Below are 24,901 nucleotides of genomic sequence, written 5' to 3' on the forward strand. Positions count from 1 at the left end.
CTTCAGGCGCAGACCTCGTTGCTTGTACATCGTCGATCTCCTTCGGGACGGAACGCATGCCGTCGAGTTTTGGTATGAATCGGGTAACTGCGGGGTAACTGCGGGGTAACTGCGGATTACCCGAGTGAGTAATTGCGTCTTTTAATTAGCAATACTACCTATATGGATTACACCAGGCGGCTGCTTGATGTTGCCCTGGCGATTCCCCTGCGAAGCGTGTTGCCTGTTGTGCTGCTTGCTGCGTCGAGAGGCCGGCAAACCTCGTGAACCGGCGTGCGTGACGGCCCGGAAGGTTCCGGATCCGCTCCGATAATCGCGGTTCGATATTCGAACTCGATTTCGTTTTCCGAACCGTCCGGGCGATCTTAGGAAAAATCGCACGATCGTGTCAATGTAAAGTACCGCAGGAACAACAATCTGTTGCCTACACGTTTCCACTCATTTACCGGCGTGCCGGTTTCCTCTTGAAGCCCTCGGCGCGGCTTCGCCGGCCTCGGGCACAAGGCGTCCGCCATGTGCCGGCGCAACGACTTCGGGAATGCACGAATGGGGAGTGCCCCAGGTTGCCCGGGTTTTCCCTTGTGGTGGAGTGGCGACGCTCTGGCCGAAGTTCGCCGCGCACTTCGCCAGAATGGTACGGAATGCTATGCAATATTCGGGTTAAACCGGATCAGATGGTGCCGTCACGGCCCAGCAAGCGTCTTGCGGCGAGCAGCGGCAAACGTGCCCCGAAGCCGGCGACGAGCCGCAGGTGCATCCAACTGAGCAGCAGGTTGTCGCGCGCGTAGTTGAAATGCGACACGCCCCCCTCCTGTGCACTGAAATAGCGCACCGGCGCCTCGATCTGGATCGGCCGCACCCCGGCCCAGCACAGGCGCACGGCGGCCTCGGGATCGAAGTCGAAACGGCGCATCCACGGCTGCCGCCGCATGATCGCCTTGAGCGGCGCAATGGGATAGACGCGAAAGCCATAGAGCGAATCGCCGATGCCCGCCCATAGCGTCTCGACATCCGCAAAGAGGTTCGAGAGACGCCGCCCTTGCACGCGCAGTTGTGGCGCGCTCGCATCGAATTTCGGCAAGCCCAGCACCATCGCGTCGGGCGACGCCTGCGAGGCCGCCATGAAGCGCGGAATCAGCGCGGCCGGGTGTTGGCCGTCGGAGTCCATCGTCAGGACGTGCGTGAAGCCTTGCGTCGCAGCCGCCTCGATTCCCGCGAGCACCGCGCCGCCTTTGCCGCGATTGGCCGGCAGCACGATCACATGCAGCCCCGGGTCCTGCGCGGCCATCGCCTGCAGACGTCCGGCGCTGCCGTCGGTGCTCCCGTCCACGACGACCCACACCGGACTCCACTGAGCACGCGCCGCGCGCACGGTTTCGTCGACCTTCATGCCCGGGTTGTAGCTCGGGATCAGGACGAGATGCGTGGTCGAGGGCGTAGGGGAAGCAGCGGGCGCGGTCATGAAAACAGCCGGTTGCATGGAACAGGAATCCAGGGACGCAGACGCGCGCTCAGGCGAGTCCGCCGTTGATCGACAATACCTGCCCGGTCACATAGGCGGCCGCATCGGAGACGAGGTACGCAACCATGGCGGCGACCTCCTCGGGCTGGCCGGCACGCTGCGCCGGCACGAGCTGCTTGATGCGCTCAGCGGGAAACACGTGCTCAACCATGGGCGAAGCGATGATGCCGGGCGCGATCGCGTTGACCGTGATGCCGCGCGAGGCCACTTCGAGGGACAGCGCCTTCGTCGCGCCGATCAGCCCGGCCTTGGCGGCCGAGTAATTGACCTGCCCGCGATTGCCCATGACGCCCGCGAGCGACGCGATGTTGACGATGCGGCCATGCCGCGTGCGGATCATCGGCAGCAGGAGCGGCTGCGTGACGTTGAAAAAACCGTTGAGCGAGACGTCGATCACGTGGCGCCACTGGTTGCGCGTCATGCCGGCCAACGGCGCGTCGTCGTGCACGCCCGCGTTGTTGACGAGAATCTGCACCGGCGCGTCCTCGATGAGACGGGCGAGCGCGGCCTCGGCGGCGTCGGCATCGGTTACGTCGAACGTGATCGCGTGCGCCGTCCCGCCCGCATCGGCAATGCGTTGCGCGACCGCTTCGGCTTCGCCCGCACGGCGATTGGCATGCACCCACACATCATGGCCGGCCCCGGCGAGCGCGAGGCAAATGGCCTGGCCCAGCGCTCCGCTGCCGCCTGTCACGAGTGCACGCATCGGCTCTCTCCTCTCGTTCGCGCTTGACGTTCAACGCACGCGGTGCGCGGCGACGTAGGCGGCCAGCGAACCGAGCGTCGCGAAGATCTTTTCGTTATCCGGATTGTCGGAGCGCAGCTCGAAGCCGTACTTCTTCGAGATCAGCAGGGCGATTTCGAGAATGTCGATCGAGTCGAGCCCGAAGCCTTCGCCATAGAGCGGCGTCTCGGCGTTCACGTCGTCGAGCGAGACATCTTCGAGATTCAGTTCGCCGACGATCAGCGCGGCAAGCTCTTGTTCCAGTGCGTTCATCATGCGTGCGATCAAACGGTACGGGCCGTGCGCACAAACGGGGGTGGCGCCCCCGTGCCGGACAAGGGCACCGCCGGCTTCCCGGCTCCTGCCCACCGCCCCGCCCGCCTGGGTTTGGAGTCGATTTGGTAAAAGTTACGCGGATTTTAGACGATGGGTACCGGTGCGTATACGGGATGTACGGCAGAAAGGTTACAGACGTTAGAAGGGGTGACGTCCGTATTTTGGGATACAACGGGGCGGCGACGCCTAAGCGGCCTTGGGTGTAATCGGATTGTAGGGCGACGTGGCCGTCCGGCGAGCCATACAAACGGTTACAAACGCGCCGCATGTGCTCTGAAAGATGCCCCGCCGCGGCCCTAAAATACGCCTGCCGCAATCCTGCTCGCCGTCATTCCCGTGACCAATGCCGGCGGCCAGGGATTAAGTGCACCGACTCACCGCGCCGCTGCCGGACGCAACCCGATGAAGACTGCTACTCATTTTTGAAGCCTATCGATCATGCCGCGCTCACCCACCCCACTTCGTCACGCACCGGACTGCCGTCTCGTCCATGCACGGACGCGGGGCCGTTTCGCGGCTCACGGAGTTCATGGGGCTCATGGGATTCAGGGCCGGGTCTGTGGCAAAATTCGCGCGCGATCTGGATGCGAAAGCAGAGGCAAAGGCGGACGACGCACCCCCTGCCCTTGCCCGTCGGGAGGTCCGCAATGAATGCGTTGGCCGGTTTCGTCCGCGGTGCGCTGGCAATCGCCGCCGTAGCCGCGTATCAGTTGCTGGCGCACCACGCTGTCGCGACGCCCGGCGAGCACGGACTCGGGCTCGCCATGGCGCTGCTGCCGCCACTGGCCATCGCCCTGGTTGCCGCTGCCCGCTCGTCGCACCGCGCCGCGTGGCTGCCGCTTTGGGCGCTCGCGGTTGCCGCGGTCTGGACCGCGCGCACGCCGCTTGCTCTTCATTTCGAATGGGGCCTATACATCGAGCATGTGAGCTTCAACCTCGGAATGGCGCTGCTGTTCGGCCGCACGCTGGTCGAGAGGCGTGTTCCGCTCTGCACGCAGTTTGCGGCGCTGATCCGCGGTTCGCTCCCGCCGGCGATTGCGCGCTATACGCGGCAGATCACGGTGGCGTGGACGCTGTTCTTCGTCGCGACCGCGGCCGTTTCGACGCTGATGTTCGCCATCGCGCCGATCGTTGCGTGGGCGACGTTCGCCAACTATGTGGCGCTGCCGCTGGTCGGTGCGATGTTCGTCGCCGAGCATGCCTGCCGGCGCTTTGCGCTGCCCCGCGAGTCGCACTCCGGCATGCTCGATGCGATTCGCGCTTACCGGCGATCCCGGCCGGAGCCGGTGCGGGTCGCAAGGTGAAGCGCACGCCGCGCAGGGATAGCCACTATGCCTGCATCGGCGCCGCATCGCCGGTGTTTTTTGTTCCAGCCGAAGTTATGCCGACGTTATGCCGACACATCCGCTGATTTTTCACACCTCACCCCGCCAGGTCATCGCCTGGTGCGACGGTTCCCCGGTCACGGCGCGAGCGTTCCTCGCCGACGTGGCGCGGGTAGCGGCTGCGCTGCCGCCGGGCGGTCACGTCTTCAACGTCTGCCGCGACCGCTACCGCTTCGCCGTGAGCCTGTGCGCGGCACTCGTCTCCGGCCGGATCAGCCTGCTGCCGTCCACCCACACGCCGGAAACGGTGCGCCAGCTCGCCACGTTCGCCCCCGACGCGTTCTGCCTGCACGACACATCCGACTGCGCGATCGACCTGCCGCGCTTTCGCTACCCCGAAGGCCGCGTCGAAGATGCGGCGGCGGTCGGCCACGACGCCGGCGACGACGCGCCCTTCGACGTGCCCCGGATCGACGCGGCGCGCATCATGGCCTACGTCTTCACCTCCGGCTCGACCGGCGCGCCGGTGCCGCACCGCAAGACCTGGGGCTTTCTCGTCGCCAATGTGCGCGCGGCGGCGCAGCGCCTCGGACTGCTCGACGCGCACGGCGAGTCCCGCGCGCAAGCCGGGGCGACGACGCCAACACTGATCGGCACGGTGCCCGCGCAGCACATGTACGGCTTCGAATCGACGGTGCTGCTCGCGCTGATCGGCGGCCTCGCTTTCAGCAACCGCCAGCCGTTCTATCCCGTCGATATCCGCGCCGAGCTAGAGGCCGTGCCGCAACCGCGCGTGCTCGTGACCTCGCCGATCCATCTGCGCGCGCTGCTCGCGACCGAAGCGCCATTGCCCGACGCCGCGCTCGTGCTCAGCGCGACGGCGCCGCTTGCGGAAAAGCTCGCGTGCGAAGCCGAGGCGCGTCTGAACGCCCCGCTGGTCGAGATTTACGGCAGCACGGAAACCGGCCAGATCGCGACCCGCCGTACGGCACAGGGTGCGACGTGGGAGCTGCTGCCGCAGATCCGCCTCGATGCGCGCAGCGCCGCGCCGGCCGGCGCGGAGGCCGAAGGCGACGAAGGCCCCACGATCTGGGTGTCGGGCGGTCACGTGGAAGCGCCGGTGCCGATGGGCGACGCGCTCGAAGTGCTCGATGCGCACCGCTTCCTGCTGCACGGACGCAAGGCGGACCTCATCAACATCGCGGGCAAGCGGACCTCGCTCGCCTATCTGAATCATCAACTCAATGCGATCCCGGGCGTGATCGACGGCGTTTTCTTCATGCCCAATGAAAGCGGCACCGGGGACGACGGCTCGCACCGCGAGCCGGTGACGCGCCTGATCGCACTCGTGGTCGCACCGACGCTGAGTGCCGTCGACCTGCAGCGGGCATTGCGCGAGCGTATCGACGCCGCGTTCATGCCGCGCCCGCTCGTATTCGTCGACGCGCTGCCGCGCAACGAAACCGGCAAGTTGCCGCATCACGTCCTCGCGGCACTGGCCGCGCGCCATACCCGGGCCGTTCCGGCAGGGACCCTGACGCCCGAGGCCGGCGCAAACCCGGCAGGCATGGCCGCCCCGACCGGCAAGACGCCCGGCGCCACCACAGTCTCCTTCACGATACCCGCCGACCACCCCGCGTTGCCGGGCCACTTCCCGGGCCAACCCATCGTGCCCGGCGTCGTGCTGCTCGACCACGCCATCGACGCCATCGGCGCGGCCCTGAACCGCCCGATGGACGCCTGGCGGCTCGGCGCTGCGAAATTCCTGAGCCCGGCCGCCCCCGGCGAGCCGCTCGATCTCGCGTTCGACGCCACGGCAAGCGGCGCGATCCGCTTCACCGTCCAGGCCGGCGCGCGCGATGTTGCGAGCGGCACGCTGTCGGTTCCGCCGTCCCCTGCACACCCCGTACCCCAGGAAGGCCCGCACCCATGATCAAGCGCACCGACTGGACCCAGCGAGAAGAACGCGGCAGCGCGCTGTTGCTGCGCGTCATGACATGGCTGTCTCTGCGCATCGGCCGCCGCGCCTCGCGCGTTCTCGTGCATCTGTGCACCGGCTATTACATGCTGTTCTCTCCGCAGGCGCGGGCTGCCTCGCGGACCTATCTGAGCCGCGTGCTGGGCCGCCGCGCGCACTGGCGCGAGGTCTACCGGCACCTGTTCACCTTCGCGACAACGATCCACGACCGCCTTTACCTGATCAACGAGCGCTTCGACCTCTTCGACATCCGTCCGCAGGGGCACGAGCTCGTCGACGCCGCGCTCGATAACGGACGCGGCGCGTTCCTGATGGGCGGCCATCTGGGCAGCTTCGAGGTCGTGCGCGCGCTCGGCCGCACGCAGCCTGGCCTGCGCGTGGTCGTCACGATGTACGAGGAAAACGCGCGCAAGATCAACGCGACCATCGCCGCCGTGAACCCGGCCGCCCAGCCCGAGGTGATCCCGCTCGGGCAGGTCGATTCGATGCTGCGCGTGAACGAGCGGCTCGACCAGAACTGCATGGTCGGCATGCTGGCCGACCGCACACTGCTGGAAGACACCACTTCGGCGCGCAGCCTGCCGTTTCTCGGCAAGCCCGCGTCGTTCTCGCTCGGGCCGCTCTACATGGCCGCGATGCTCAAGCGCCCGGTGATCTTCATGACGGGGCTCTATCGCGGCGGCAACCGCTACGACGTGCACTTCGAAATGCTCGCCGACTTCACGCACACGCCGCGCGAAGCGCGCGCCGACGCCATCGATGCGGCGCTCGCGCGCTATGTGACGCTGCTCGATCGGCATTGCCGCACGGCGCCGTACAACTGGTTCAACTACTTCGACTTCTGGCAGACCGCGCAGGCGACCGAAGCGGCCGAGGCGGCGACCACGACGAAGCAAGGGGCCATCGCCGCGCGGGTGGCGAAAAACGCGTATGGCGTACGCCGTGCCGACGTGCAGCACGCGCGCCTCGCCGCCCAGGAGACCTCCGACGCATGAGCGCCTCCCGCCGTCCCGCCAGCCGTTTCGTTTTGCGCGACGCCTTGCGCCGCACCGTGGCGCACGCCAGCCTTGCCGTCGCGCTTGGCGCAATCGCGCCGGCATTCGCCGGCACGGCCTCCGCCACGCCGGCCACCACCGCATCCGCATCTACCTCCACCTGGACGCTCGACCGCCTCATGGCCGCGCTCGCTCAGCGCAAGTCGGGCCGCGCCTCGTTCAAGGAGACGAAGTCCCTCGCGATCGCTTCGCAGCCCATCGAATCGTCCGGCGAGCTCGTGTTCGTCGCGCCCGATCATCTGGAAAAGAACACGCTGAGCCCGAAGCCGGAGCACCTCGTGGTGGATGGCGACATGCTCACCGTCCAGCGCAACAACCACACCTACACGCTGCCGCTGACGCGCTATCCCGAGCTTGGCGCGTTCATCGAAAGCATCCGCGCGACGCTCACCGGCAACCGGCCCGCGCTCGAACAAACGTACCAGGTCGCGCTCGCCGGCAACGGCGACGACTGGACCCTCACGCTCACGCCGCGCGATGCGCGCATGCTGAAGGTGGTGAGCACGATCACGCTGGAAGGCACGGCCGACGTGCTGCGCAGCGTGGCAATCGAGCAACCGGGCGGCGACCATTCGCTGATGCGACTGCAGCCGCTTGCGGCCGCAGCGAATGGGGCGGCGAACTGAGCGTTCGCCCCTTGGTAACGAGCCGATGAACACCCCCGCCCGGCCCACACCGACCACCCGAGGCCCGCATGCCCTGGCACGTGCCCTGGAGCGGCACGCGGTGCTGATCTGGCTGCTGTTCCTGCTCGCCTGCGCGGCGGCGATCGCGCGCGCCCACTTCAGCGCGGACCTCTCCGCCTTCCTGCCTCGCACGCCGGATGCACGCCAGCGGGTGCTCGTGGATCAGTTGCGCGAGGGGCCGGCCCTGCGTCTCATCCTCGTCTCCATTGAAGGCGGCGATGCGCCTGGGCGCGCCCAGATCTCGCGGGCGGTCGCGGCGACGTTGCGCGCCGACCCGCAGTTCGCGGCCGTCAACAACGGCGAAGCCGCGAACGATGCCCGCGACGAGCAGTTCGTGTTTGCGCATCGCTATCTGCTGAGTCCGGCCGTCACGCCGCAGCGCTTCACGACGGCGGGGCTGCACGACGCGCTCGGCCAGAGCATCGATTTGCTGAGTTCGTCGGCGGGTCTCGTCGCCAAGGACTTGTTGCCGCGCGATCCGACCGGCGAAGTCGCCGCGCTCATCAGCCAGCTCGACAGCACCGCGCAACCCACGAGCCTCGGAGGTGCATGGGCTTCGCGCGACGGCACGCGCGCCGTGCTGGTCGCGCAAACCGCCGCGGCGGGCTCCGACACCGACGCGCAGGAACGCGCCATCGACGCCGTTCACCATGCGTTCGACACCGCCAGGCGCGCACTGCCGGGCGCGTCGCCATACCGGATCGAGCTGAGCGGCCCCGGCGTGTTTTCCGTCGAAACGCGCGATCTGATCCGCCACGACGTGGAGCGCATTTCGACCCTGAGTCTCGTCCTCATCGTCGCGCTCCTGCTGACGATCTACCGTTCGCCGCGCACGCTAGGGCTGGGTTTGTTGCCTGTGCTTTCAGGCGTGGCGGCGGGCATCGCGGCGGTGAGCCTCGCATTCGGCACGGTTCAAGGCCTCACGCTCGGTTTCGGCACGACGCTGATCGGCGAGGCGGTCGACTACTCGATTTATCTCTTCGTGCAGTCCGCGCAGGTTGGCGCGACTGCGCAGATGGCTCACCCGGCACACCCATTACGCGCATGGATCGCCGCATACTGGCCGACGATCCGCCTCGGCGTGCTCACGTCGGTGTGCGGCTTCGCCTCGCTGGTGTTCTCCAGTTTTCCTGGGCTCGTGCAACTGGGCGTCTACTCGATCGCGGGATTGACGGCGGCGGCACTGGTCACGCGCTATGTGCTGCCGCGTCTGCAAGGCGGTCCGGTAGCGGTACGCGACGTCTCCGGCATCGGCGCGCGGCTCGCACACCTCGCCCAGGCCGCGCCGCGCCTGCGCTGGCCGCTCGCGGCGCTCACGCTCGGCGCCCTCGCCGTGCTGGCGTGGCATCGCGGCAACCTCTGGAGTCACGAACTCGAAGCGCTGAGCCCGGTCCCGGCGGCAAGTCGTGCGCTCGACGAACGGTTGCGCGCCGACCTCGGCGCCCCCGACGTGCGCTATCTCGTGGCCATTCCCGCCGCCAGCGAACAGGCAGCGCTCGAAGACGCCGAGAAGATCGGCGCGCAACTGCAACCGCTCATCGACCAAGGGGTGCTCGCGGACTTCGAGAGTCCGGCGCATTACCTGCCGAGCGACGCGATGCAACGCGCGCGCCGCGCGAGCCTGCCCGACGCCGCCACGTTGACCGCGCGCATGCGCGAAGCCGTGGCCGATCAACCGGTCAGCATCAAGCCGGAAGCGTTCGCGCCGTTCGTCGCCGACGTCCAGGCGGCGCGCGAGGCGCCGCTGATCACGCGAGCCGATCTGCGCGGCACCTCGATGGCGCTCGCCGTCGATTCGCTGCTGACCCGCCACGCGAATGGCTGGAACGCCATGCTCGCGCTGCGGGCGCGCGACAACGGATCGCCCGTGCAGGGCGCATTCATGCAGGCCGCTGTCGCGCGGGCGGGCGTGCCCGGCGCGCTGTTCGTCGATCTGAAAACCGAGGCCGACCGCCTTTACGTGAACTACGAGCGCGAGGCCGTGCGCCTTTCGCTCGCGGGATTCGCGGGCATAGCCGTGCTGCTGGCCTTCGCGCTGCGCTCGCCGCTGCGTGCGGCGCGCGCGCTCGCGCCGCTCGTCGCCGCGGTGCTGGCCGTCGCCGCGGGCTTCGCGCTGGCAGGCGTGCCGCTGACGATCCTGCACCTCATCGGCATGCTGCTGATCGTCGCCGTGGGTTCGAACTACGCGCTGTTCTTCTGCAAGCCCCGCAGCGGCAGTACGGACTTCGCGGAAAATGCCCTGCAACCCGGGCCTCGAATCGCCCCGTCTACGCTCGTCTCGCTGCTGGTCGCCAACCTCGCGACAGTCGCGGGCTTCGGCCTGCTCGCGCTTTCGCGCGTGCCGCTGCTCGAAACCTTCGGCCTCACGGTCGGACCGGGCGCGATGCTCGCGCTCGCGTTCGCCGCGATTCTTGCGCCGCAGACCGCACATACCGAGCGGACCGCGCCGACGCCGGCCGCCTCTGCCGTTCCCGCCGGCCGCGAAGGAGGACGTGCATGAACGCGCCCGCACCGCGCGCAGGCACTCCGGGCGCCGCGCGCCGCTGGAAACCGGCCCCGCTGATCCTGGGCACGGCGGCGCTGCATGGCGGCGCGGCGGCAGCGCTGCTGGCCCAGCCGGCAATATGGCCGTGGGCGGCCGGCGGCGTGATCGCCTCGCACCTCGCGTTGACCGCCGCGGGACTCTGGCCGAAGAGCGCCCTGCTCGGTCCGAACTGGACGCGCCTGCCCGGCATGCCCGGCGGCGTCGACCGTCGCATCGCCCTGACTGTCGACGACGGCCCCGACCCCGAAGTCACGCCACGCGTGCTCGACCTGCTCGACCAATATGGTGCGCGCGCAACTTTCTTCTGTATCGGCGATCTGGCGCACCGGCATCCGCAGTGGATCGAGGCCATCGTCGCGCGCGGTCATGCCGTGGAGAACCACAGCCAGCGGCACCGGCACACCTTCTCGCTCTCGGGTCCGGGTGCCTTGCGGCGAGAGATCGAGGCCGCCCAGAAGACGCTCGCCGAAATCAGCGGCATGCGTCCGCTCTTTTTCCGCGCTCCCGCGGGCCTGCGCAACCCGTTCCTCGAACCGGTGCTGTGCGGCCTTGGCCTGCGCCTCGCGAGCTGGACCCGGCGTGGCTTCGACACGCGCGAGCGCGACGCCGGCAAAGTCGCGCACCGGCTGCTGCAGGGTCTGGCGCCGCGCGACATCCTGCTCGTTCACGACGGCCATGCGGCGCGCGGCGCCGACGGTCGCCCGGTGGTGCTGGAGGTGCTGCCCGGGTTGCTGCGCGCAGCCGCCGACGCGCAACTGCAATGGACGACGCTGCGCGCCGCGCTTGCCGCGCAGGCGGCATGGCACGAGAGCGAGCGCCCGGTGCCGGGCGGGGGACGCCATTCCCCGTTTGATAAAATTTAATGCCTGTCGACGCGCTGGCATCGGCTTCGCCGCCAGCGCGGCCCTCACTGGATACGACCTTCGTGAAACCTCTCCTGCTCTCGCACTTCACCGCCGCCAGTTGTATCGGGCGCGGGCTCGACGCGACGCTCGACGCGCTGCGCGGCCAGAAGAGCGGCCTCGCGCCGTGCCGTTTCGAGCGCGCGGAGCTCGACACCTGGACGGGCGAAGTGGCAGGCGTCGACACCGAAGTGTTGCGCGCCGACCTCGCCGACTACGACTGCCGCAACAACCGTCTCGCACAGATCGGCCTCACGCAGGACGGCTTTGCCGCAAGCGTCGAAGCGGCCGCCGCCCGCTACGGGGCCGAACGCGTGGGCGTTTTCATCGGTACGAGCACGAGCGGAATCCTCGAAACGGAAAGGGCCTACCGGCAGCGCGCGCCGGAGAGCGGCGTGCTGCCCACGGGCTTTCGCTATGCGCAGACCCACAATCCCTATTCGGTCGCGGCTTTCGTGCGCGCGTACTTCGCGCTGCGCGGGCCCGCGACGGCAATTTCCTCCGCATGCTCGTCCGGCGCGAAGGTATTCGGGTCGGCGCGGCGCATGATCGAGGCGGGGCTCATCGACGCCGCCGTCGTAGGTGGCGTCGATTCGCTGTGCCTCACTACGCTGTATGGCTTCAATTCGCTCGAATTGCTGTCGCGCCAACCCTGCCGCCCGTTCGACGTTGCGCGTGACGGCATCTCGATCGGCGAAGCGGCGGCATTCGCCCTCCTCGAACGCTTGCCCGGGCCAGGCGGTGCGCTCGACGACGAGGCGATCCTGCTGCTCGGCGTAGGCGAATCGAGCGACGCGCATCATATGTCGGCGCCGCACCCGGAAGGGCTCGGCGCGCGCACGGCGATCGAGCAGGCGCTCGCGACGGCCGGCCTTACGCCGCGCGAGATCGGCTATATCAATCTGCACGGCACCGCCACGCCCAGCAACGACGCAGCGGAAAGCCGCGCGATCACCGCGCTGTTCGAAGGCACACCGTGCAGTTCGAGCAAGGGGGCGACCGGCCATACGCTGGGCGCGGCCGGCGCGCTGGAGGCCGTGATCGCAGCGCTCGCGCTGCGCCACCGTTTCATGCCCGCAGGCGTGAATACCACGCAAGCCGACGCGGCGCTCGGCCTCGACTACATCCTGCAAAACCGCGACGCCGACCTGCACACGGTCCTCAGCAATTCGTTCGGCTTCGGCGGGACGAACTGCAGCCTGATTTTTGGCCGCGCGACCCATGCGCTGCGCGAGCATCGACCATGAAACTGAACGCCTGCATCGAAAGCATCGGCCTCATCGGGCCAGGCCTTGCCGACTGGCCGCAGGCCGCCGACGTGCTGGCGGGCCGCAGCCCTTACGCGAGCGCGCGCACCGTGCTGCCGCCGCCCGCAGGCCTGCCTCCCGCCGAACGGCGCCGTACCGGCCCGATCGTGAAAACCGCGCTGGCCGTAGGCCACGAGGCCGTGGCCGCCAGCGGACGCGACGGCACGACGCTGGCCGCCGTCTTCACCGCATCGGGCGGCGATGGCCCGAACTGCCACACGATCTGCGAAACGCTGGCGGGCGACGACCGCCAGCTCTCGCCTACGCGCTTTCATAACTCCGTCCACAACGCCCCCGCCGGCTACTGGAGCATCGCAGCGCGCTCGCGGGCCGCTTCTAACGTGCTTTGCGCGTACGACGGCAGCTTCGCCGCGGGCCTCATCGAGAGCGTTTGCCAGGTCGCGGTGGACGGCGTGCCGACCCTGCTGATCGCGTACGATGCCGACTACCCCGAACCGCTGCACGCGGTGCGCCTGATCGAGGACGCCTTCGGCGTGGCGCTGGTACTGGCGCCGCTTGCCTCGGTGACGCCTGCCGCCGATCCGCAACGCGCGCTCGCGCACGTCACGATGACGCTCACCGACGCGCCCGCGACGACGCTCGCTTCGCCCGAACTGGAGGCCCTGCGCGTGTCCAACCCGGCGGCGCGCGTCCTGCCGCTGCTCGAAGCCATCGCAACGCGCCGCGCTTCGAGCGTGGTGCTCGACTATCTGCCTGAGATGCGCGTGCAGATCGACGTGACTATTCTGAACACTGCGCTGAACACTGCGCCGGACACAACGCCAGACACAGCGGCGGAGCGCTCGCGATGACGCAAGATGTTTCCCGAGGCGCTTCTCCCGCCGCTGCGCCGCTCGCCGCACCGCTGAACCGCGCCTGGATCGCCGCGCACATTCCGCACGCCGGCACGATGTGCCTGCTCGACCGCATCGATGCCTGGGACGAAGCCCGCATCTGCTGCACCGCGACCAGCCACCGCGATCCCCACAACCCGCTGCGCTCGCAGGGGCGGCTCGCCTCGGTCTGCGGCATCGAATACGCGGCGCAAGCGATGGCCGTGCATGGCGCGCTCGCCGGTGGCCAGAATGAGGCGGCGCAGCAGCGTCCGCGCGTGGGCTATCTCGCGAGCGTACGCGGCGTCGAAGCGCATGCCGCGCGCCTCGACACCTTCGAAGCCCCCCTCGCGGTGGAGGCCGAACGCCTGAGCGGCGACGGCAACACCGTTCTCTACGGCTTTACGGTTCGCTGCGGCGAAGCGCTGCTGCTGTCCGGCCGCGCCGCCGTGATGCTGGACGCGTCCGCCGCGCAGGCACGGGCGGCCAACTCAACCCCAACAGGAGATTCGACGTGAAAACCCATCGATTCATTGTGGTCGCGCTGCTGCTCGGCATGATCAGCTCCGTGGCCCGCGCCGACATCCACGAAGCGAAAGAGGACATCAAGCACGACGCCAAGTCGGCCGCCACGGCGACCGGGCACGCCGCACGCAGCTTCGGCCATGCCACGGCGAACGCCGCGAGGTCGGTTGGCCACGGCATCGCCCACGCGTCGCGCGAAGGCTACGAGGCCACCAAGCGCGCGACGAAGCGCGTATTCCACAAAGACGACAGCGACGACAAGCACGAGACGTGATGGCCTGAACGCGCCGCGTCAGGCACGCCCTAACCGGCGTGATTCAGGTTGGCCGGCGCGAACAGATCGAGCGTCCCGCCGTCCGCATCGTTGCCGGCGCGCGGCTTGCGGGCCGCCTGGCCCGCGCGCTTCTTCGCCGCCTTCGTGGTTTTCGCTGCCTTGCCGAAGAGATCTTCGGGCGTGAAACCGAATTCGGCAATCGCGGCGCGCGCCGCGGCGAGCGCTTCGGCGGCAGCCTGCGCGCGGGCTTTTTCAATCTGGGCGTCGAGTTCCCGCTTGCGGGCGATCAGTTCGAGATACGTGGACATGGGACTATCGTGAGACAGGAACAACAGGCCTCGTATTCTATCCGCCCATTCCGCATTGCGTGAGGGCGAACCGGGCACGCCCGGAGTCGTGGCGTCCTCTGCAGCGATCGGCGTTTCGGGCTACCCTGTGCGCAATCAGCCTTTGACAAGGAATGCCATGACACAGCCACTCAAGATCGATTTTGTCTCGGATATCGCCTGCCCCTGGTGCGCGATCGGTCTCTCCTCGCTGCAGCTCGCGCTGGAGCGCCTTGGCGACAAGGTCGACGCGCAGATCGTCCTGCATCCGTTCGAGCTGAATCCGCAGATGGGACCGGACGGGGAATCGATCGTCGACTATCTCGGCAAAAAATACGGCCGCACGCCGGAACAGATTGCCGAAACCCAGGCCATGATCCGCGAGCGCGGCGCCGAGGTCGGCTTCGCGTTCGGCACGCGCGAGCATGTGTACAACACCTTCGACGCCCATCGCCTGCTGCATTGGGCGGGGCTCGAAGGCAAGCAGGTGCCGCTGAAGCTCGCGCTTTTGCGCGCCTACCACGGCGAAGGCAAGGATATGGGCAATCACGACGTGCTGGTCGAAGCCGCGCAATCGGTCGGACTCGACGCCGCGCAGGCACGCGAAGTGCTGCAAAACGGCGCCTACGCCGACGAAGTGCGCGCCGAGGAGCAGCAGTATCAGGCGATGGGCATTCACTCGGTGCCGTCGATCATCTTCAACGACCGCTATCTGCTCTCGGGCGGCCAGCCGGTGGCGGCCTTCGAGCAGGCCATCGGCCAGATCCTCTCGAAGACCTGATCCCCCTTTGCCGCGCGAACCCATGGAATCCGGACGCCCCGAAACCGCCGGCGCACGGTCGGTGCGCGTCTGGGACTTTCCCACCCGGCTCTTCCACTGGCTCGCCGTTGCGCTCGTGGCGGCCTGCTGGGCAACGCAGCGCCTGAACTGGATGGAGTGGCACGTGCGGTTCGGCGAAGCGCTGCTCGTGCTTGTGCTGTTCCGGCTGATGTGGGGCGTGGCCGGCGGCGAGACTGCGCGCTTTCGCAGCTTTGTCGCGTCGCCGGCCACGGCCTGGCGCCATCTGAGGCACCTGTTGCGGCGCGAGCCCGATCTTCAGGTCGGCCACAATCCGGCGGGCGGCTGGATGGTCCTCCTCCTGCTCGCGCTTCTCCTCGCGGAAACGCTGAGCGGTCTCTACGACAACAACGACATCGCCGACGAAGGGCCGCTCAGCGAAATCGTCCCCGCCGCCATGGCGAACGCCATTGCGAAGCTGCATGCCTGGGGATGGGACGTGCTGCTGGCGGCCGTCGTGCTGCATGTGTGCGCAATCGCGGTCTATGCGCTCGCGAAAGGCCATAACCTGCTCGGCCCCATGCTCACCGGCAAGAAAAGCCTGCCGGCCGCGATACGCGCGCCCGCGCGCACCTCCCTCTGGCTCGCGGCGCTGCTGATGGCGCTCGCCGCGACGATCGTGGCCCTGCTCGCGGCTTACCTCTGACGCCACCGCGAGCTTCAGAGCCCCAGAACCTCAGTGCAGCCTGAACGCCGAAACGCTCTGCCTGAGCGATGCGGCCTGCTCGCTCAGGCTCTGCGCCGCGGCGGCGGCCTCCTCGACGAGCGCCGCGTTTTGCTGCGTGACCGCATCCATCTGCCGCATCGCCTGGTTGATCTGCGCGATGCCCGTGCTCTGATGATCCGACGCCGAGGTCACGTCGCGCATCAGCGCAGCCACGCGCTCGACGGCGCTCTTCACGGCGGTCATCGATTCGGCCGTGCGCTCGGTCACCTGCGAGCCGCCGCGGATGTCCTGCGTGGTCGTGTCGATCAACTGCTTGATCTCCTTGGCCGCCACCGCGCTCTTCTGCGCGAGGCTGCGCACTTCGCTCGCCACGACCGAGAAGCCCTTGCCCTGTTCGCCCGCGCGCGCCGCCTCGACGGCGGCATTCAACGCCAGGATGTTGGTCTGAAAAGCGATGCCGTCGATGGTCGCGATGATCTCGGTAATCTTGCTCGCGTGGCTCACGAGCGACCCCATGCTGCCCGAGAGTTCCTGCATGGCCGCGCCGCTATCCGCGGACGCCTGCGACGAATGTTCGGCAAGCCGCAGCGCGTCGGCGGCGAAAGCGCTGTTCGCGCTGACCGTGGAGGTGAGCTCATCCATGCTCGCCGCCGTTTCCTCGAGCGAGGCGGCCTGCTCTTCGGTGCGCTGCGAGAGGTCGAGGTTGCCGCGGGCGATTTCGCCCGAAGCCGTCACGATCGAATCGCTCGACACCTGGATCGTGCCGATGATCTCGCGCAGCCGGCCCTGCATCGAGGCGAGCGCGGCCATCAGGCTCGTCGTGTCCTTTTCGCGCAGCGGCACCGGCGAAGCGAGATTGCCGTCGGCGATGGCCCGCGCAACGTCCTGGGCCTGCGCCGGCTCGCCGCCCAGTTGCCGCTGAAGCTGGCGCGCGATGAACACGCCGAACGCCATGCTGGCGACGAAGCCCGCCACGACGAGCGTGGACAGCAGGATGCTCATGCTCGCGTACAGGCTGGCCGCGTTCGCGGCGGCATCGTCCGCGCGCTTCTTGCGGTACGCGGCGAGCGACGCAATGGCCGTCTTCATCTTGTCGCTCGCCGCAATGGCGTCGTGCACGAGCAGATCGTGGTCGGCATATTGCGGCTGCAGCGGGGAGAAACCGGCTTCCTGCCTGACGATGGGTTCCCAGACGTCGTTGGTGCGCTGCAGGTCGGCGAAGAGCGCCTGCCCCTCCTCCGTTTGCCCCGCGAGTTCGCCGTACTCGTGCATCGACTGATCCATGGCCCCAAGCTTCACCCGGATGTCTTCGATGAGGGACTGCTTGCCGGCGTCCGAGTGCGCATAGCCGAGGTTGGCCGCGTCCAGGTCGGTGGAAAGCTTGTTGCGCGCGATTTCGCTGAGCAGGTAAATGCCCTGCACGTGGTTTTGCGCAACGTCGCGCGTGAGACCGTACATGCGCGAGAGCGTGGCGATGCCCACGCCCCCGCAGGCGGCGCCGATGATGGCCACGGCGCCGAAGGTGGTCAGCAGTTTTTGCAATACAGTCAGTTTTCTCGGCATGATGTCCTGAATGGAAGCGTCGTTTTCCAATCAGCTAACGGCGCATGCTGCGCTGCCCTTTAAAGCTTTTTCGGTGCTTTTCCCGTATACACGTCATTAGTCTGGGTAATCTTGCGCCAAGGTACTTTACGTTTATCTTCGTGCTCATCTTCCGGTTTCGCTTCATGGCTCCCCGGTCAACCCGTCCTGAAAAGGAGACGTTCCATGCCCCGCACCGCCGCAGAAAAACGCGCCGCCTTTCGCGCCCTGCATGAATCCGGCTGTTTCATGCTGCCCAATCCCTGGGATGCCGGCAGCGCCCGCTATCTGCAACACCTCGGCTTCAAGGCGCTCGCCACCACCAGTTCCGGCTTCGCATGGTCGACAGGACACGCCGACAACACCGTCAGCCGCGAGGCCGTGCTCGCCCATCTGCGCGCCATCGTGGACGCAACGGACCTGCCCGTGAACGCCGATTTCGAAAACGGCTTCGGCCAGGATCCCGCGGGCGTGGCCGAAAGCGTCGGCCTCGCGGTCCAGGCGGGCGTGGCGGGTCTCTCCATCGAAGACTCGACCGGCGACGCCGCGGCGCCGCTCTTTCCGCTCGACGAGGCGGTCGAGCGGATCGCGGCCGCGCGCCGCGCCATCGACGCTCAGGGCGGCGACACGCTGCTCGTTGGCCGGGCGGAGAATTTTCTCGTGGGCCGGGCCGATCTCGACGAAACGATCCGCCGGCTCACCGCCTACGCGCAGGCCGGCGCCGACTGCCTCTACGCGCCGGGCCTCAAAACCCGCGAGCAGATCGAAGCCGTCGTGGCCGCCGTCGCGCCGAAACCCGTCAACGTGCTCGTGGGCGGCGTTTCGCCCTTCGTGCTGCCGGATCTCGCCGCGATGGGCGTGCGGCGCGTGAGCGTGGGAGGCGCACTCGCTCGCGCCGCGTGGGGTGGCTTCACGCGCGCGGCCCAGTTGCTCGCCGGGGGACGCTTCGACGGCTTCGAAGGCGCGGCGTCGGGCGCCGAGCTCAATGCGCTTTTCAAGCCGGGGGCCGAATGAGCGCCAGGTGACAAGGTGACAGCCGGACGCTTCGCGCTAACGGGTCCGAAAGCCCGGAAGTCTCAGGACGACGACATCAGCCCCGACCAGACGATCTCCAGCTCCACGGCGATCGACCGCGCGAGTCCGTCGAGCCCCGGAAAGAGCGAAGCGTTCGTGATGTTCATCCGGTAGAGCCATTTCATCGCATCCATGCGCATGGCCTTGGGCAGCACGATCTTGTGCAGCAGCTCCTCGTTGCTCTCGTAGCCGTCCAGGATCGCCTGCAGCGACTTGTCGATGACGCCCGGCACGACGAAGGTGCCCGACTGGGCGACGAGCCGGTCGTCCATTTCCGTGGGTTCGCCCGACCAGAGGATTTCGTTCGCGTTCGAGAAGAAATACTGCTGAAAATTGTCGTGCGCGCGCGGATCGATCACGTCGCGCGTGAGCGCCGGGTTGGCGAGAGGCAACGCGCGGCTGTTCCAGAGCGCGGGGGTGTTCAGCGCGAACACGGCGGCGTCGCCCGTTGCGCGTTCGAGCGCGAAAAACGCGGCCACGAACGGACTCTTCGTGAAGTCGAGCAGACGCGTGGGCGCACCGTGGTGCTGCATCAGCGCGAGGCAGCGCAGATCGTCCGCGAGCAGCGCGGGATGCGCGAGAAAGTTGTGCGCCTTGCGCCGGAACACGCGGATCGCCCGCTCCTCGCGCGAGCGCCACTGGCTGCGGTCCTGCACGTAATCGCGCATGTAGCGCGAGAGCGAGCTTTCCAGCTGCCAGGACGCGTTCTGCTGGCCGCGAAACGCCCAGCCGTCGAGCTGCGTCGTCAATGCCATGAACTGTTGCCAGTCGGTGAGTACGGTGGTCTGCATCGCGTCTCCCATCCAGGTAAAGCCGTGCGTCTGCCTGCCGTCGCGCCGATCTTAACGCCGTAGCGCGACGGCGCGATGAAGGCTGTAGCGGGTCCAGGTTCGGGCAGGTATGAAGGTCAGCTTTGAAGCTTACCTTCATATCTCGTAGAATGCGTCCATGACCCGTCAAAACGCGCAATCCGGGCCGGAACTCCCGGCTCAGCTCGCGAGCGAGATCCGTGCCCTCATGGCCAGGCTTCGGCGCCGCCTGCGCGAGCAGGCGAGCCCCGGCGAGTTCACGCCGTCGCAGGTGGCGGTGATCGTGCGACTCGAGCGCGAAGGCGCCGGCACGGTGTCGAGCCTGGCGCGCGCGGAAGGCATGCGTCCCCAGTCGATGGGGGCCGTGATTGCGCAACTGGAGGCCACGGGCCTCTTGAACGCCCTCCCTGATCCCGACGATGGCCGCCAGACCCTCTGGTCGCTGACCGATGCCTGCGCGACGTGGCTGCGCGAAAGCCGCGCCGCGCGCCAGGACTGGCTCACGCGCACGATCGAGGCTCGTCTCTCGGCCGACGAGCAGCAAGAGCTGGCCGCCGCCCTCGATCTGCTGCAACGGCTGGCCGAGGCATGAGCGTCTCGCCCGACGGCATGTTCCGTTCGCTGCGCAGCTTCAACTACCGCGTGTGGTCGGCAGGCGCGCTCGTCTCCAACATCGGCACCTGGATGCAGCGCACGGCGCAGGACTGGCTCGTGCTCACGGGACTCACGCATCACAGCGCGGCGGCCGTGGGCATTGTCATGGGCCTGCAGTTCGGCCCGCAGCTCCTTCTGTTGCCCTGGTCCGGCTACGCCGCCGACCATTTCAATCAACGCCGCCTGCTCATGATCACGCAGGCCACGCTCGGCGCCCTCGCGCTCCTGCTCGGCGTGCTGACCGTTGCGGGCGTCGTGCAGCTCTGGCAGGTCTATACGTTCGCGTTCCTGTTCGGCTGCACGACGGCGCTCGATTCGCCGGTGCGGCAGACCTTCGTCTCGGAACTGGTCGGTGACGGCGACCTCTCCAATGCCGTCGCGCTGAACTCCACCTCGTTCAATGCCGCGCGCATGATCGGGCCGGCGGTGGCGGGGCTCGTCATCGCGTCGGTGGGCGTGGGCTGGGCGTTCGTGCTCAACGGCCTCTCGTTCGTCGCCGTACTGGTCTCGCTCACGCGCCTGCGCACGCAGGATCTGCGCGTGCGCGAACGCGCCCATCCCGCACGCGGCAGCATGACGGCCGGGTTCCGCTACGTGTGGGCGAGGCCGGACCTCCGGTCGATCCTCTTCATGCTGGCGCTGATCGGCACGTTCGGCCTCAACTTCCCGATCTTCATCTCCACGATGGCCGTGAGCGTCTTTCACGCCAACGCCGGTGGCTACGGCCTCCTGTCCTCGCTGATGGCCGTGGGCACCGTGACCGGCGCACTCATCGGCGCGCGCCGCAGCCGGCCGCGCTTCGACTCGCTGCTCATGGCGTCCGCGCTGTTCGGGCTCGGCTGCACGCTCGCTGCAATCGCGCCCGCCTACGGCTGGTTCGGCGCGGCGCTCGTACTGATCGGCATCGCCGCGCTCACCGTCACGACTACCACCAACAGCCTCATGCAGCTCTCCACCGAGCCCGCCATGCGCGGCCGCGTGCTGGCCATCCGCCTCGCCGTCGCGCTGGGCGGCACGCCCATCGGTGCACCGATCGTGGGCTGGGTGGCGGATCATTGCGGGCCGCGCTGGGCGCTGATGGTGGGCGCAGCGTCGGGGTTCGCCTCGGCGCTCGTCGCGTGGCGCACGATGCGTGCGAATGTGCGGACCGACGCGCTTCCGGACGAACCGACGCCGCCCGGCTCGCCGTGACACCGCGCGATCTCCTGAAAAATATATCCTCGCTGCGCTCTCGTCATAAATCTTAAAAGCGGCTCCGCTATTCTCCTGCGTGCCTTGCTGTTCCTTACCGATTATTACCGTGCGTAGCATGGGGGCATCGATGACATCCGGATTCGTGCGGGCAAGCGCTGCGTTGCGCAAGCTGCCGCGCAAACGTTTGCGAATGGCTTTCATGGCCTGGCCGTTGCGCGCGCAAGGGTTTTGGCCGGTCTGCGCGCTGGCCCTCTGCGCGCTAGCCGCATGCAGCGGGCATGACGACGATCGCGCGACTCTGACCCAATCCGCCGCTCGCGAACTGGCGGGCGCGCCAACGCCCCAGGTCGCCACGGCGATCACACCCGAAAACACCGCACAGAGCGCGGGAAGCGCACCGGAAGTCGCGCTCCCTCCCCTCGCCGTACGAACACCCGCAGGGCCGCCCGCAGACGGCGGCCCCGCTATCGATCCGCTCGTTACACCCGTGATTCACACCGCAGACTGAAGTACCGTCCGCACATGGCCGTTTACGCGCAGGACCGACGTGCCGCGTGCGTTTGCCCAACCTCGATGAAGACTGGAACAACGAATGGCCTCGAGAACCCGCCGTGACTTTCTGCGTGCCGCCGCGATGACCGCCGGCTCCGCCACCGCGCTGACGATGCTGCCGGCCGGCATCCGCAACGCCCTCGCAATTCCCGCCAACAACGGCACCCGCAGCATCCGCGATGTCGAGCACATCGTCATCCTGATGCAGGAAAACCGCTCCTTCGACCACTACTTCGGCACGCTGCGCGGCGTGCGCGGATTCGGCGACACGCGCGCCATCACGCTGCCCGGCGGCCAGCCGGTGTGGAACCAGCCAGGCGTGGGCGGCGTAGGCCAGGTGCTGCCGTTCCATCCGACCGCGCCCAACCTCGGCCTGCAGTTCATTCAGGATCTGGCGCACGACTGGACCACGACACACCAGGCCTGGAACGGCGGCCTCTACAACCAGTGGGTGCCGGCCAAGGGCCCCACGACGATGGCGTATCTCACGCGCGACGACATCCCGTTCCACTACCAGCTCGCCGACTCGTTCACGATCTGCGACGCCTACCATTGCTCGACGATGGCGCCGACCGACCCGAACCGCTACTACATGTGGACCGGCTGGGTGGGCAACGACGGCAGCGGCGGCGGCCCGGTGATCGACAACGCCGAGCTGGGCTACGGCTGGTCGACGTTCCCCGAGGTGCTGCAGAGCGCCGGCATCTCGTGGAAAATCTACCAGGACATCGGCACGGGTCTGAACGCACAGGGCTCGTGGGGCTGGACCGAAGACGCGTACATCGGCAACTACGGCGACAACTCGCTGCTCTACTTCAACCAGTACCGCAACGCGCAGTCCGGCAATCCCCTGTATGACCGCGCACGCACGGGAACGAACGTCGCGAACAACGGCACTTACTTCGATATCCTGAAGACCGACGTGCAGAACAACACGCTGCCGCAAGTCTCGTGGATCGTCGCGCCCGAGGCCTACTCCGAGCACCCGAACTGGCCGGCGAACTACGGCGCGTGGTACGTGGACCAGGTCCTGCAGGTTCTCACGTCGAATCCGGAGGTCTGGAGCAAGACCGTGCTGCTCGTCAACTACGACGAGAACGACGGCTTCTTCGATCATGTCGCGGCGCCGTTCGCCCCGGCTTCGAGCACCAACGGACTGTCGACCGTCGCGCTCACCAACGAAATCTTCGCGGGCAACAGCGAGTACCCGGCGGGCCCCTACGGACTCGGCCCGCGTGTGCCCATGATCGTGGTTTCGCCATGGTCGCGCGGCGGCTGGGTCTGCTCGGAGACCTTCGACCACACCTCGGTGATCCGCTTCATCGAAAAGCGCTTCGGCGAACAGCACAGCCTGCCCGAGCCGAACATCACGTCGTGGCGCCGCGCGATCTGCGGCGATCTGCTGTCGCGTTCAACTTCCTGACGCCGAACGAAAGCCTGCCCGCGCTGCCTTCCACGAGCGGCTACGTGCCGCCGGATCAAAACCGGCACCCGGATTACGTGCCGACGCCGCCAGCCGTAGGCAGCGTGCCGACGCAAGAGCCTGGCGTGCGCCCGGCCCGCGCGTTGCCCTATGAGTTCTTCGTTCGCTTCGAAGCCGGCGCGGCGACGGGCAAGGCCGGGATCCGCTTCATCAACACCGGTCGCGCGGGTGCAGCCTTCCTCGTGTACGAAACGGGCGGCACGGTTGCCCCGCTCAGCTACACGGTGGAAGCCGGCAAGCGCCTGGAGGATCAGTTGACGGTTGCCGCTGCGGGCACGTACGACTTCAGCGTGTTCGGACCGAACGGTTTCCTGCGTCGCTACGCGGGCACGCAGCCGCAAAGCAGCGGATTCTTCGGCAGCGCGACGGCGCAGCCCGAAGTGGCCGACGGCTATGACGTGGCAAACGGCAATCTGGAGTTGCGGCTCGAAAACAAGGGCCGCGCGGCGTGCGAGTTCACGATCGTCAATGCCTACGATCCGTCGGCAAAAATCCAGCGCACGGTGCGCGGCGGCGATGAAGAGCAGCTCTATCTCGACCTGCGCAACGCGTACGGCTGGTATGACCTGACGATCACGGTCAATACCGACGCGAGCTTCGTGCGGCGCGTGGCCGGGCACGTGGAAACGGGGCGGCCGAGCTATAGCGATCCGGCGCTGGGCGGCTGAGCGCACCGCGCATGAAAAAGCCATGGTTCCGCCTTGCGGCGGGCCATGGCTTGCAGAATGTCCGGCGAGGCGCGCTGGTGTCAGTCCACGCGTGCCGCTTCCCTCACTGCCCCACCCGGAACTCGATCCGCCGATTCCTCGCCCTGCCGTCGGTCGTATCGTTCGACGCGATGGGCTGGTCCGGTCCGACGCCGGTGGTCGTCATCTGCTGCGGCGAAATCCCCCTGGTGACGAGATACCCTTTCACGGCGTCGGCGCGCGCCTGGCTCAGCGCGATGTTCGACGCCCGGCTGCCCGAATTGTCGGTATGACCGATGATGTCGACAGTGCGGGTCGGCATCTTCGCAAGCGCGGCCGCCATCTGGTCGAGGATCTGCTTGCCTTCCGGCGCCAGCGTGGCGCTGCCGGTCTCGAACTCGATCGTCCGGTTCGCGAGCGTCTGGTCGAGCAATCCCTGCTCGGAAGCCGACACGCGCAAGCCGTTGCGGATCGTGTAGGTCGGGTTGAGCGCCGTGGCCATATCGCTCGCAATCTGCTGGCGCTGCGCCTCGTTGCCGACCTCGCCCTTCATCTCGATCTGCGTGCCGTCGATCTTCAGTTGTCCTTTGCTGATCTGCTTCAGCGACGGCCCGATCAGCTTCTGCACGTTCGCGCTCCAGTTCGGCGGCGTCGCGACGTCGCCCACTTCGATCTGGTCGACGACGTTCGTCGCGCCGTAGGTATCGCGCAGCTTTTGCAGCACGGCGGCCTTGGTCGCCTCGTCCGGCACCTTGCCGCCCACCACGACCTGCCCCGGCGTCGCATTCGCGGGCGCCGGGATGTCCATCGCCGCGGCACGCGCCACGCCCGGTCCTGCCGCGGCCCCGACCGATGCCCCGGTCGAAGGCGGCAGCGCCGTCACCTGTACCGACGCACTGCCATTGGTGACCGGCGTGACGATGGCCGGACCGCCCTCGTCGGCCGCGCTCGCGCCGCACGCCGCGACGCCGGCGGCGAAAAGCGCCGCCGCCAAAGTACGGCGCACGTAATTCGAATCGCGCATG

At 67.8% G+C, this 24,901-nt stretch carries 21 protein-coding genes and 2 pseudogenes; 16 read left to right on the plus strand and 7 right to left on the minus strand.

Translation table 11 applies throughout. The features are described 5' to 3' along the window. Nucleotides 1-670 precede the first annotated feature (670 nt). The 3 genes from V8683_RS04010 to V8683_RS04020 are packed head-to-tail and all read right to left on the minus strand — an operon-like array spanning nucleotide 671 to nucleotide 2,519. Nucleotides 671-1,480 (minus strand): glycosyltransferase family 2 protein, encoded by an 810-nt coding sequence (locus V8683_RS04010; protein ID WP_411192993.1) that lies wholly within the window; start codon nucleotides 1,478-1,480, stop codon nucleotides 671-673. 31 nt (nucleotides 1,481-1,511) lie between these two features. Further along, nucleotides 1,512-2,228, minus strand: a complete 717-nt coding sequence (gene fabG, locus V8683_RS04015; RefSeq protein WP_411192992.1) for a 3-oxoacyl-ACP reductase FabG — start codon at nucleotides 2,226-2,228, stop codon at nucleotides 1,512-1,514. A gap of 30 nt (nucleotides 2,229-2,258) precedes the next feature. Then, on the minus strand, nucleotides 2,259-2,519 hold the full coding sequence (locus V8683_RS04020) for a phosphopantetheine-binding protein (protein ID WP_411193537.1): 261 nt from the start codon (nucleotides 2,517-2,519) through the stop codon (nucleotides 2,259-2,261). Between the two features lie 710 nt (nucleotides 2,520-3,229). On the opposite strand from V8683_RS04020, the gene V8683_RS04025 reads away from it, so the two are divergent. From V8683_RS04025 to V8683_RS04070, 10 genes and pseudogenes are all read left to right on the plus strand, one after another. Then, a complete protein-coding gene (locus tag V8683_RS04025) occupies nucleotides 3,230-3,886 on the plus strand; it encodes a COG4648 family protein (protein ID WP_411192991.1) in 657 nt (218 codons plus the stop codon). Nucleotides 3,887-3,974: 88 nt separating this feature from the next. Next, on the plus strand, nucleotides 3,975-5,840 hold the full coding sequence (locus tag V8683_RS04030) for an AMP-binding protein (protein WP_411192990.1): 1,866 nt from the start codon (nucleotides 3,975-3,977) through the stop codon (nucleotides 5,838-5,840). Then, nucleotides 5,840-6,766: pseudogene (locus tag V8683_RS04035) on the plus strand (LpxL/LpxP family acyltransferase); the annotation flags it as partial. The gene V8683_RS04030 and the pseudogene V8683_RS04035, both read left to right, overlap by 1 nt. A gap of 110 nt (nucleotides 6,767-6,876) precedes the next feature. Then, entirely contained in the window at nucleotides 6,877-7,566 is a 690-nt protein-coding gene (locus V8683_RS04040) for an outer membrane lipoprotein carrier protein LolA (protein WP_411192989.1), read from the plus strand. Nucleotides 7,567-7,591: 25 nt separating this feature from the next. Next, complete coding sequence (locus V8683_RS04045) at nucleotides 7,592-10,126, plus strand: MMPL family transporter (RefSeq protein WP_411192988.1); 2,535 nt, start codon at nucleotides 7,592-7,594, stop codon at nucleotides 10,124-10,126. Beyond that, on the plus strand, nucleotides 10,123-11,034 hold the full coding sequence (locus V8683_RS04050; protein ID WP_411192987.1) for a polysaccharide deacetylase family protein: 912 nt from the start codon (nucleotides 10,123-10,125) through the stop codon (nucleotides 11,032-11,034). Before V8683_RS04045 ends, V8683_RS04050 begins: the two co-directional genes overlap by 4 nt. A gap of 62 nt (nucleotides 11,035-11,096) precedes the next feature. Then, a complete protein-coding gene (locus V8683_RS04055) occupies nucleotides 11,097-12,320 on the plus strand; it encodes a beta-ketoacyl-[acyl-carrier-protein] synthase family protein (RefSeq protein WP_411192986.1) in 1,224 nt (407 codons plus the stop codon). Then, the gene (locus tag V8683_RS04060; RefSeq protein ID WP_411192985.1) at nucleotides 12,317-13,192 is read left to right on the plus strand and encodes a beta-ketoacyl synthase chain length factor; all 876 of its coding nucleotides are present in this window, start codon (nucleotides 12,317-12,319) and stop codon (nucleotides 13,190-13,192) included. Before V8683_RS04055 ends, V8683_RS04060 begins: the two co-directional genes overlap by 4 nt. Further along, nucleotides 13,189-13,731, plus strand: a complete 543-nt coding sequence (locus tag V8683_RS04065; protein WP_411192984.1) for a hotdog family protein — start codon at nucleotides 13,189-13,191, stop codon at nucleotides 13,729-13,731. Before V8683_RS04060 ends, V8683_RS04065 begins: the two co-directional genes overlap by 4 nt. Beyond that, on the plus strand, nucleotides 13,728-14,012 hold the full coding sequence (locus V8683_RS04070) for a hypothetical protein (RefSeq protein WP_411192983.1): 285 nt from the start codon (nucleotides 13,728-13,730) through the stop codon (nucleotides 14,010-14,012). The genes V8683_RS04065 and V8683_RS04070 overlap by 4 nt, the downstream gene beginning before the upstream one ends. Nucleotides 14,013-14,041: 29 nt before the next feature. On the opposite strand, the gene V8683_RS04075 is transcribed toward V8683_RS04070, so the two are convergent. Beyond that, nucleotides 14,042-14,320, minus strand: a complete 279-nt coding sequence (locus tag V8683_RS04075) for an H-NS histone family protein (RefSeq protein ID WP_411192982.1) — start codon at nucleotides 14,318-14,320, stop codon at nucleotides 14,042-14,044. Nucleotides 14,321-14,477: 157 nt separating this feature from the next. Here V8683_RS04075 and V8683_RS04080 point away from each other — a divergent pair, with 157 nt between their 5' ends. Further along, a complete protein-coding gene (locus V8683_RS04080) occupies nucleotides 14,478-15,119 on the plus strand; it encodes a DsbA family oxidoreductase (protein ID WP_411192981.1) in 642 nt (213 codons plus the stop codon). 22 nt (nucleotides 15,120-15,141) lie between these two features. Continuing rightward, nucleotides 15,142-15,822 (plus strand): cytochrome b/b6 domain-containing protein, encoded by a 681-nt coding sequence (locus V8683_RS04085; RefSeq protein ID WP_411192980.1) that lies wholly within the window; start codon nucleotides 15,142-15,144, stop codon nucleotides 15,820-15,822. Between the two features lie 30 nt (nucleotides 15,823-15,852). Here V8683_RS04085 and V8683_RS04090 read toward each other — a convergent pair whose 3' ends face one another. Then, entirely contained in the window at nucleotides 15,853-17,406 is a 1,554-nt protein-coding gene (locus V8683_RS04090) for a methyl-accepting chemotaxis protein (protein ID WP_411192979.1), read from the minus strand. A gap of 204 nt (nucleotides 17,407-17,610) precedes the next feature. On the opposite strand from V8683_RS04090, the gene V8683_RS04095 reads away from it, so the two are divergent. Further along, nucleotides 17,611-18,438, plus strand: coding sequence for an isocitrate lyase/PEP mutase family protein (locus tag V8683_RS04095; protein ID WP_411192978.1), 828 nt, complete (start codon nucleotides 17,611-17,613; stop codon nucleotides 18,436-18,438). Between the two features lie 62 nt (nucleotides 18,439-18,500). Here the strand turns inward: V8683_RS04095 and V8683_RS04100 are convergent, their stop codons facing one another. After that, nucleotides 18,501-19,289, minus strand: a complete 789-nt coding sequence (locus tag V8683_RS04100; protein WP_411192977.1) for an FRG domain-containing protein — start codon at nucleotides 19,287-19,289, stop codon at nucleotides 18,501-18,503. A gap of 157 nt (nucleotides 19,290-19,446) precedes the next feature. Between V8683_RS04100 and V8683_RS04105 the strand changes: the two genes are divergently transcribed. From V8683_RS04105 to V8683_RS04115, 3 genes and pseudogenes are all read left to right on the plus strand, one after another. Then, a complete protein-coding gene (locus V8683_RS04105) occupies nucleotides 19,447-19,899 on the plus strand; it encodes a MarR family winged helix-turn-helix transcriptional regulator (RefSeq protein WP_411192976.1) in 453 nt (150 codons plus the stop codon). Beyond that, nucleotides 19,896-21,152, plus strand: coding sequence for an MFS transporter (locus V8683_RS04110; protein ID WP_411192975.1), 1,257 nt, complete (start codon nucleotides 19,896-19,898; stop codon nucleotides 21,150-21,152). Before V8683_RS04105 ends, V8683_RS04110 begins: the two co-directional genes overlap by 4 nt. A gap of 595 nt (nucleotides 21,153-21,747) precedes the next feature. Continuing rightward, nucleotides 21,748-23,858: pseudogene (locus tag V8683_RS04115) on the plus strand (phosphocholine-specific phospholipase C). A gap of 103 nt (nucleotides 23,859-23,961) precedes the next feature. Here the strand turns inward: V8683_RS04115 and V8683_RS04120 are convergent. Next, a complete protein-coding gene (locus V8683_RS04120; RefSeq protein ID WP_411192974.1) occupies nucleotides 23,962-24,900 on the minus strand; it encodes an OmpA family protein in 939 nt (312 codons plus the stop codon). Nucleotide 24,901: the final 1 nt, after the last annotated feature.

It is taken from the genome of Paraburkholderia sp. AV2, assembly GCF_054968425.1.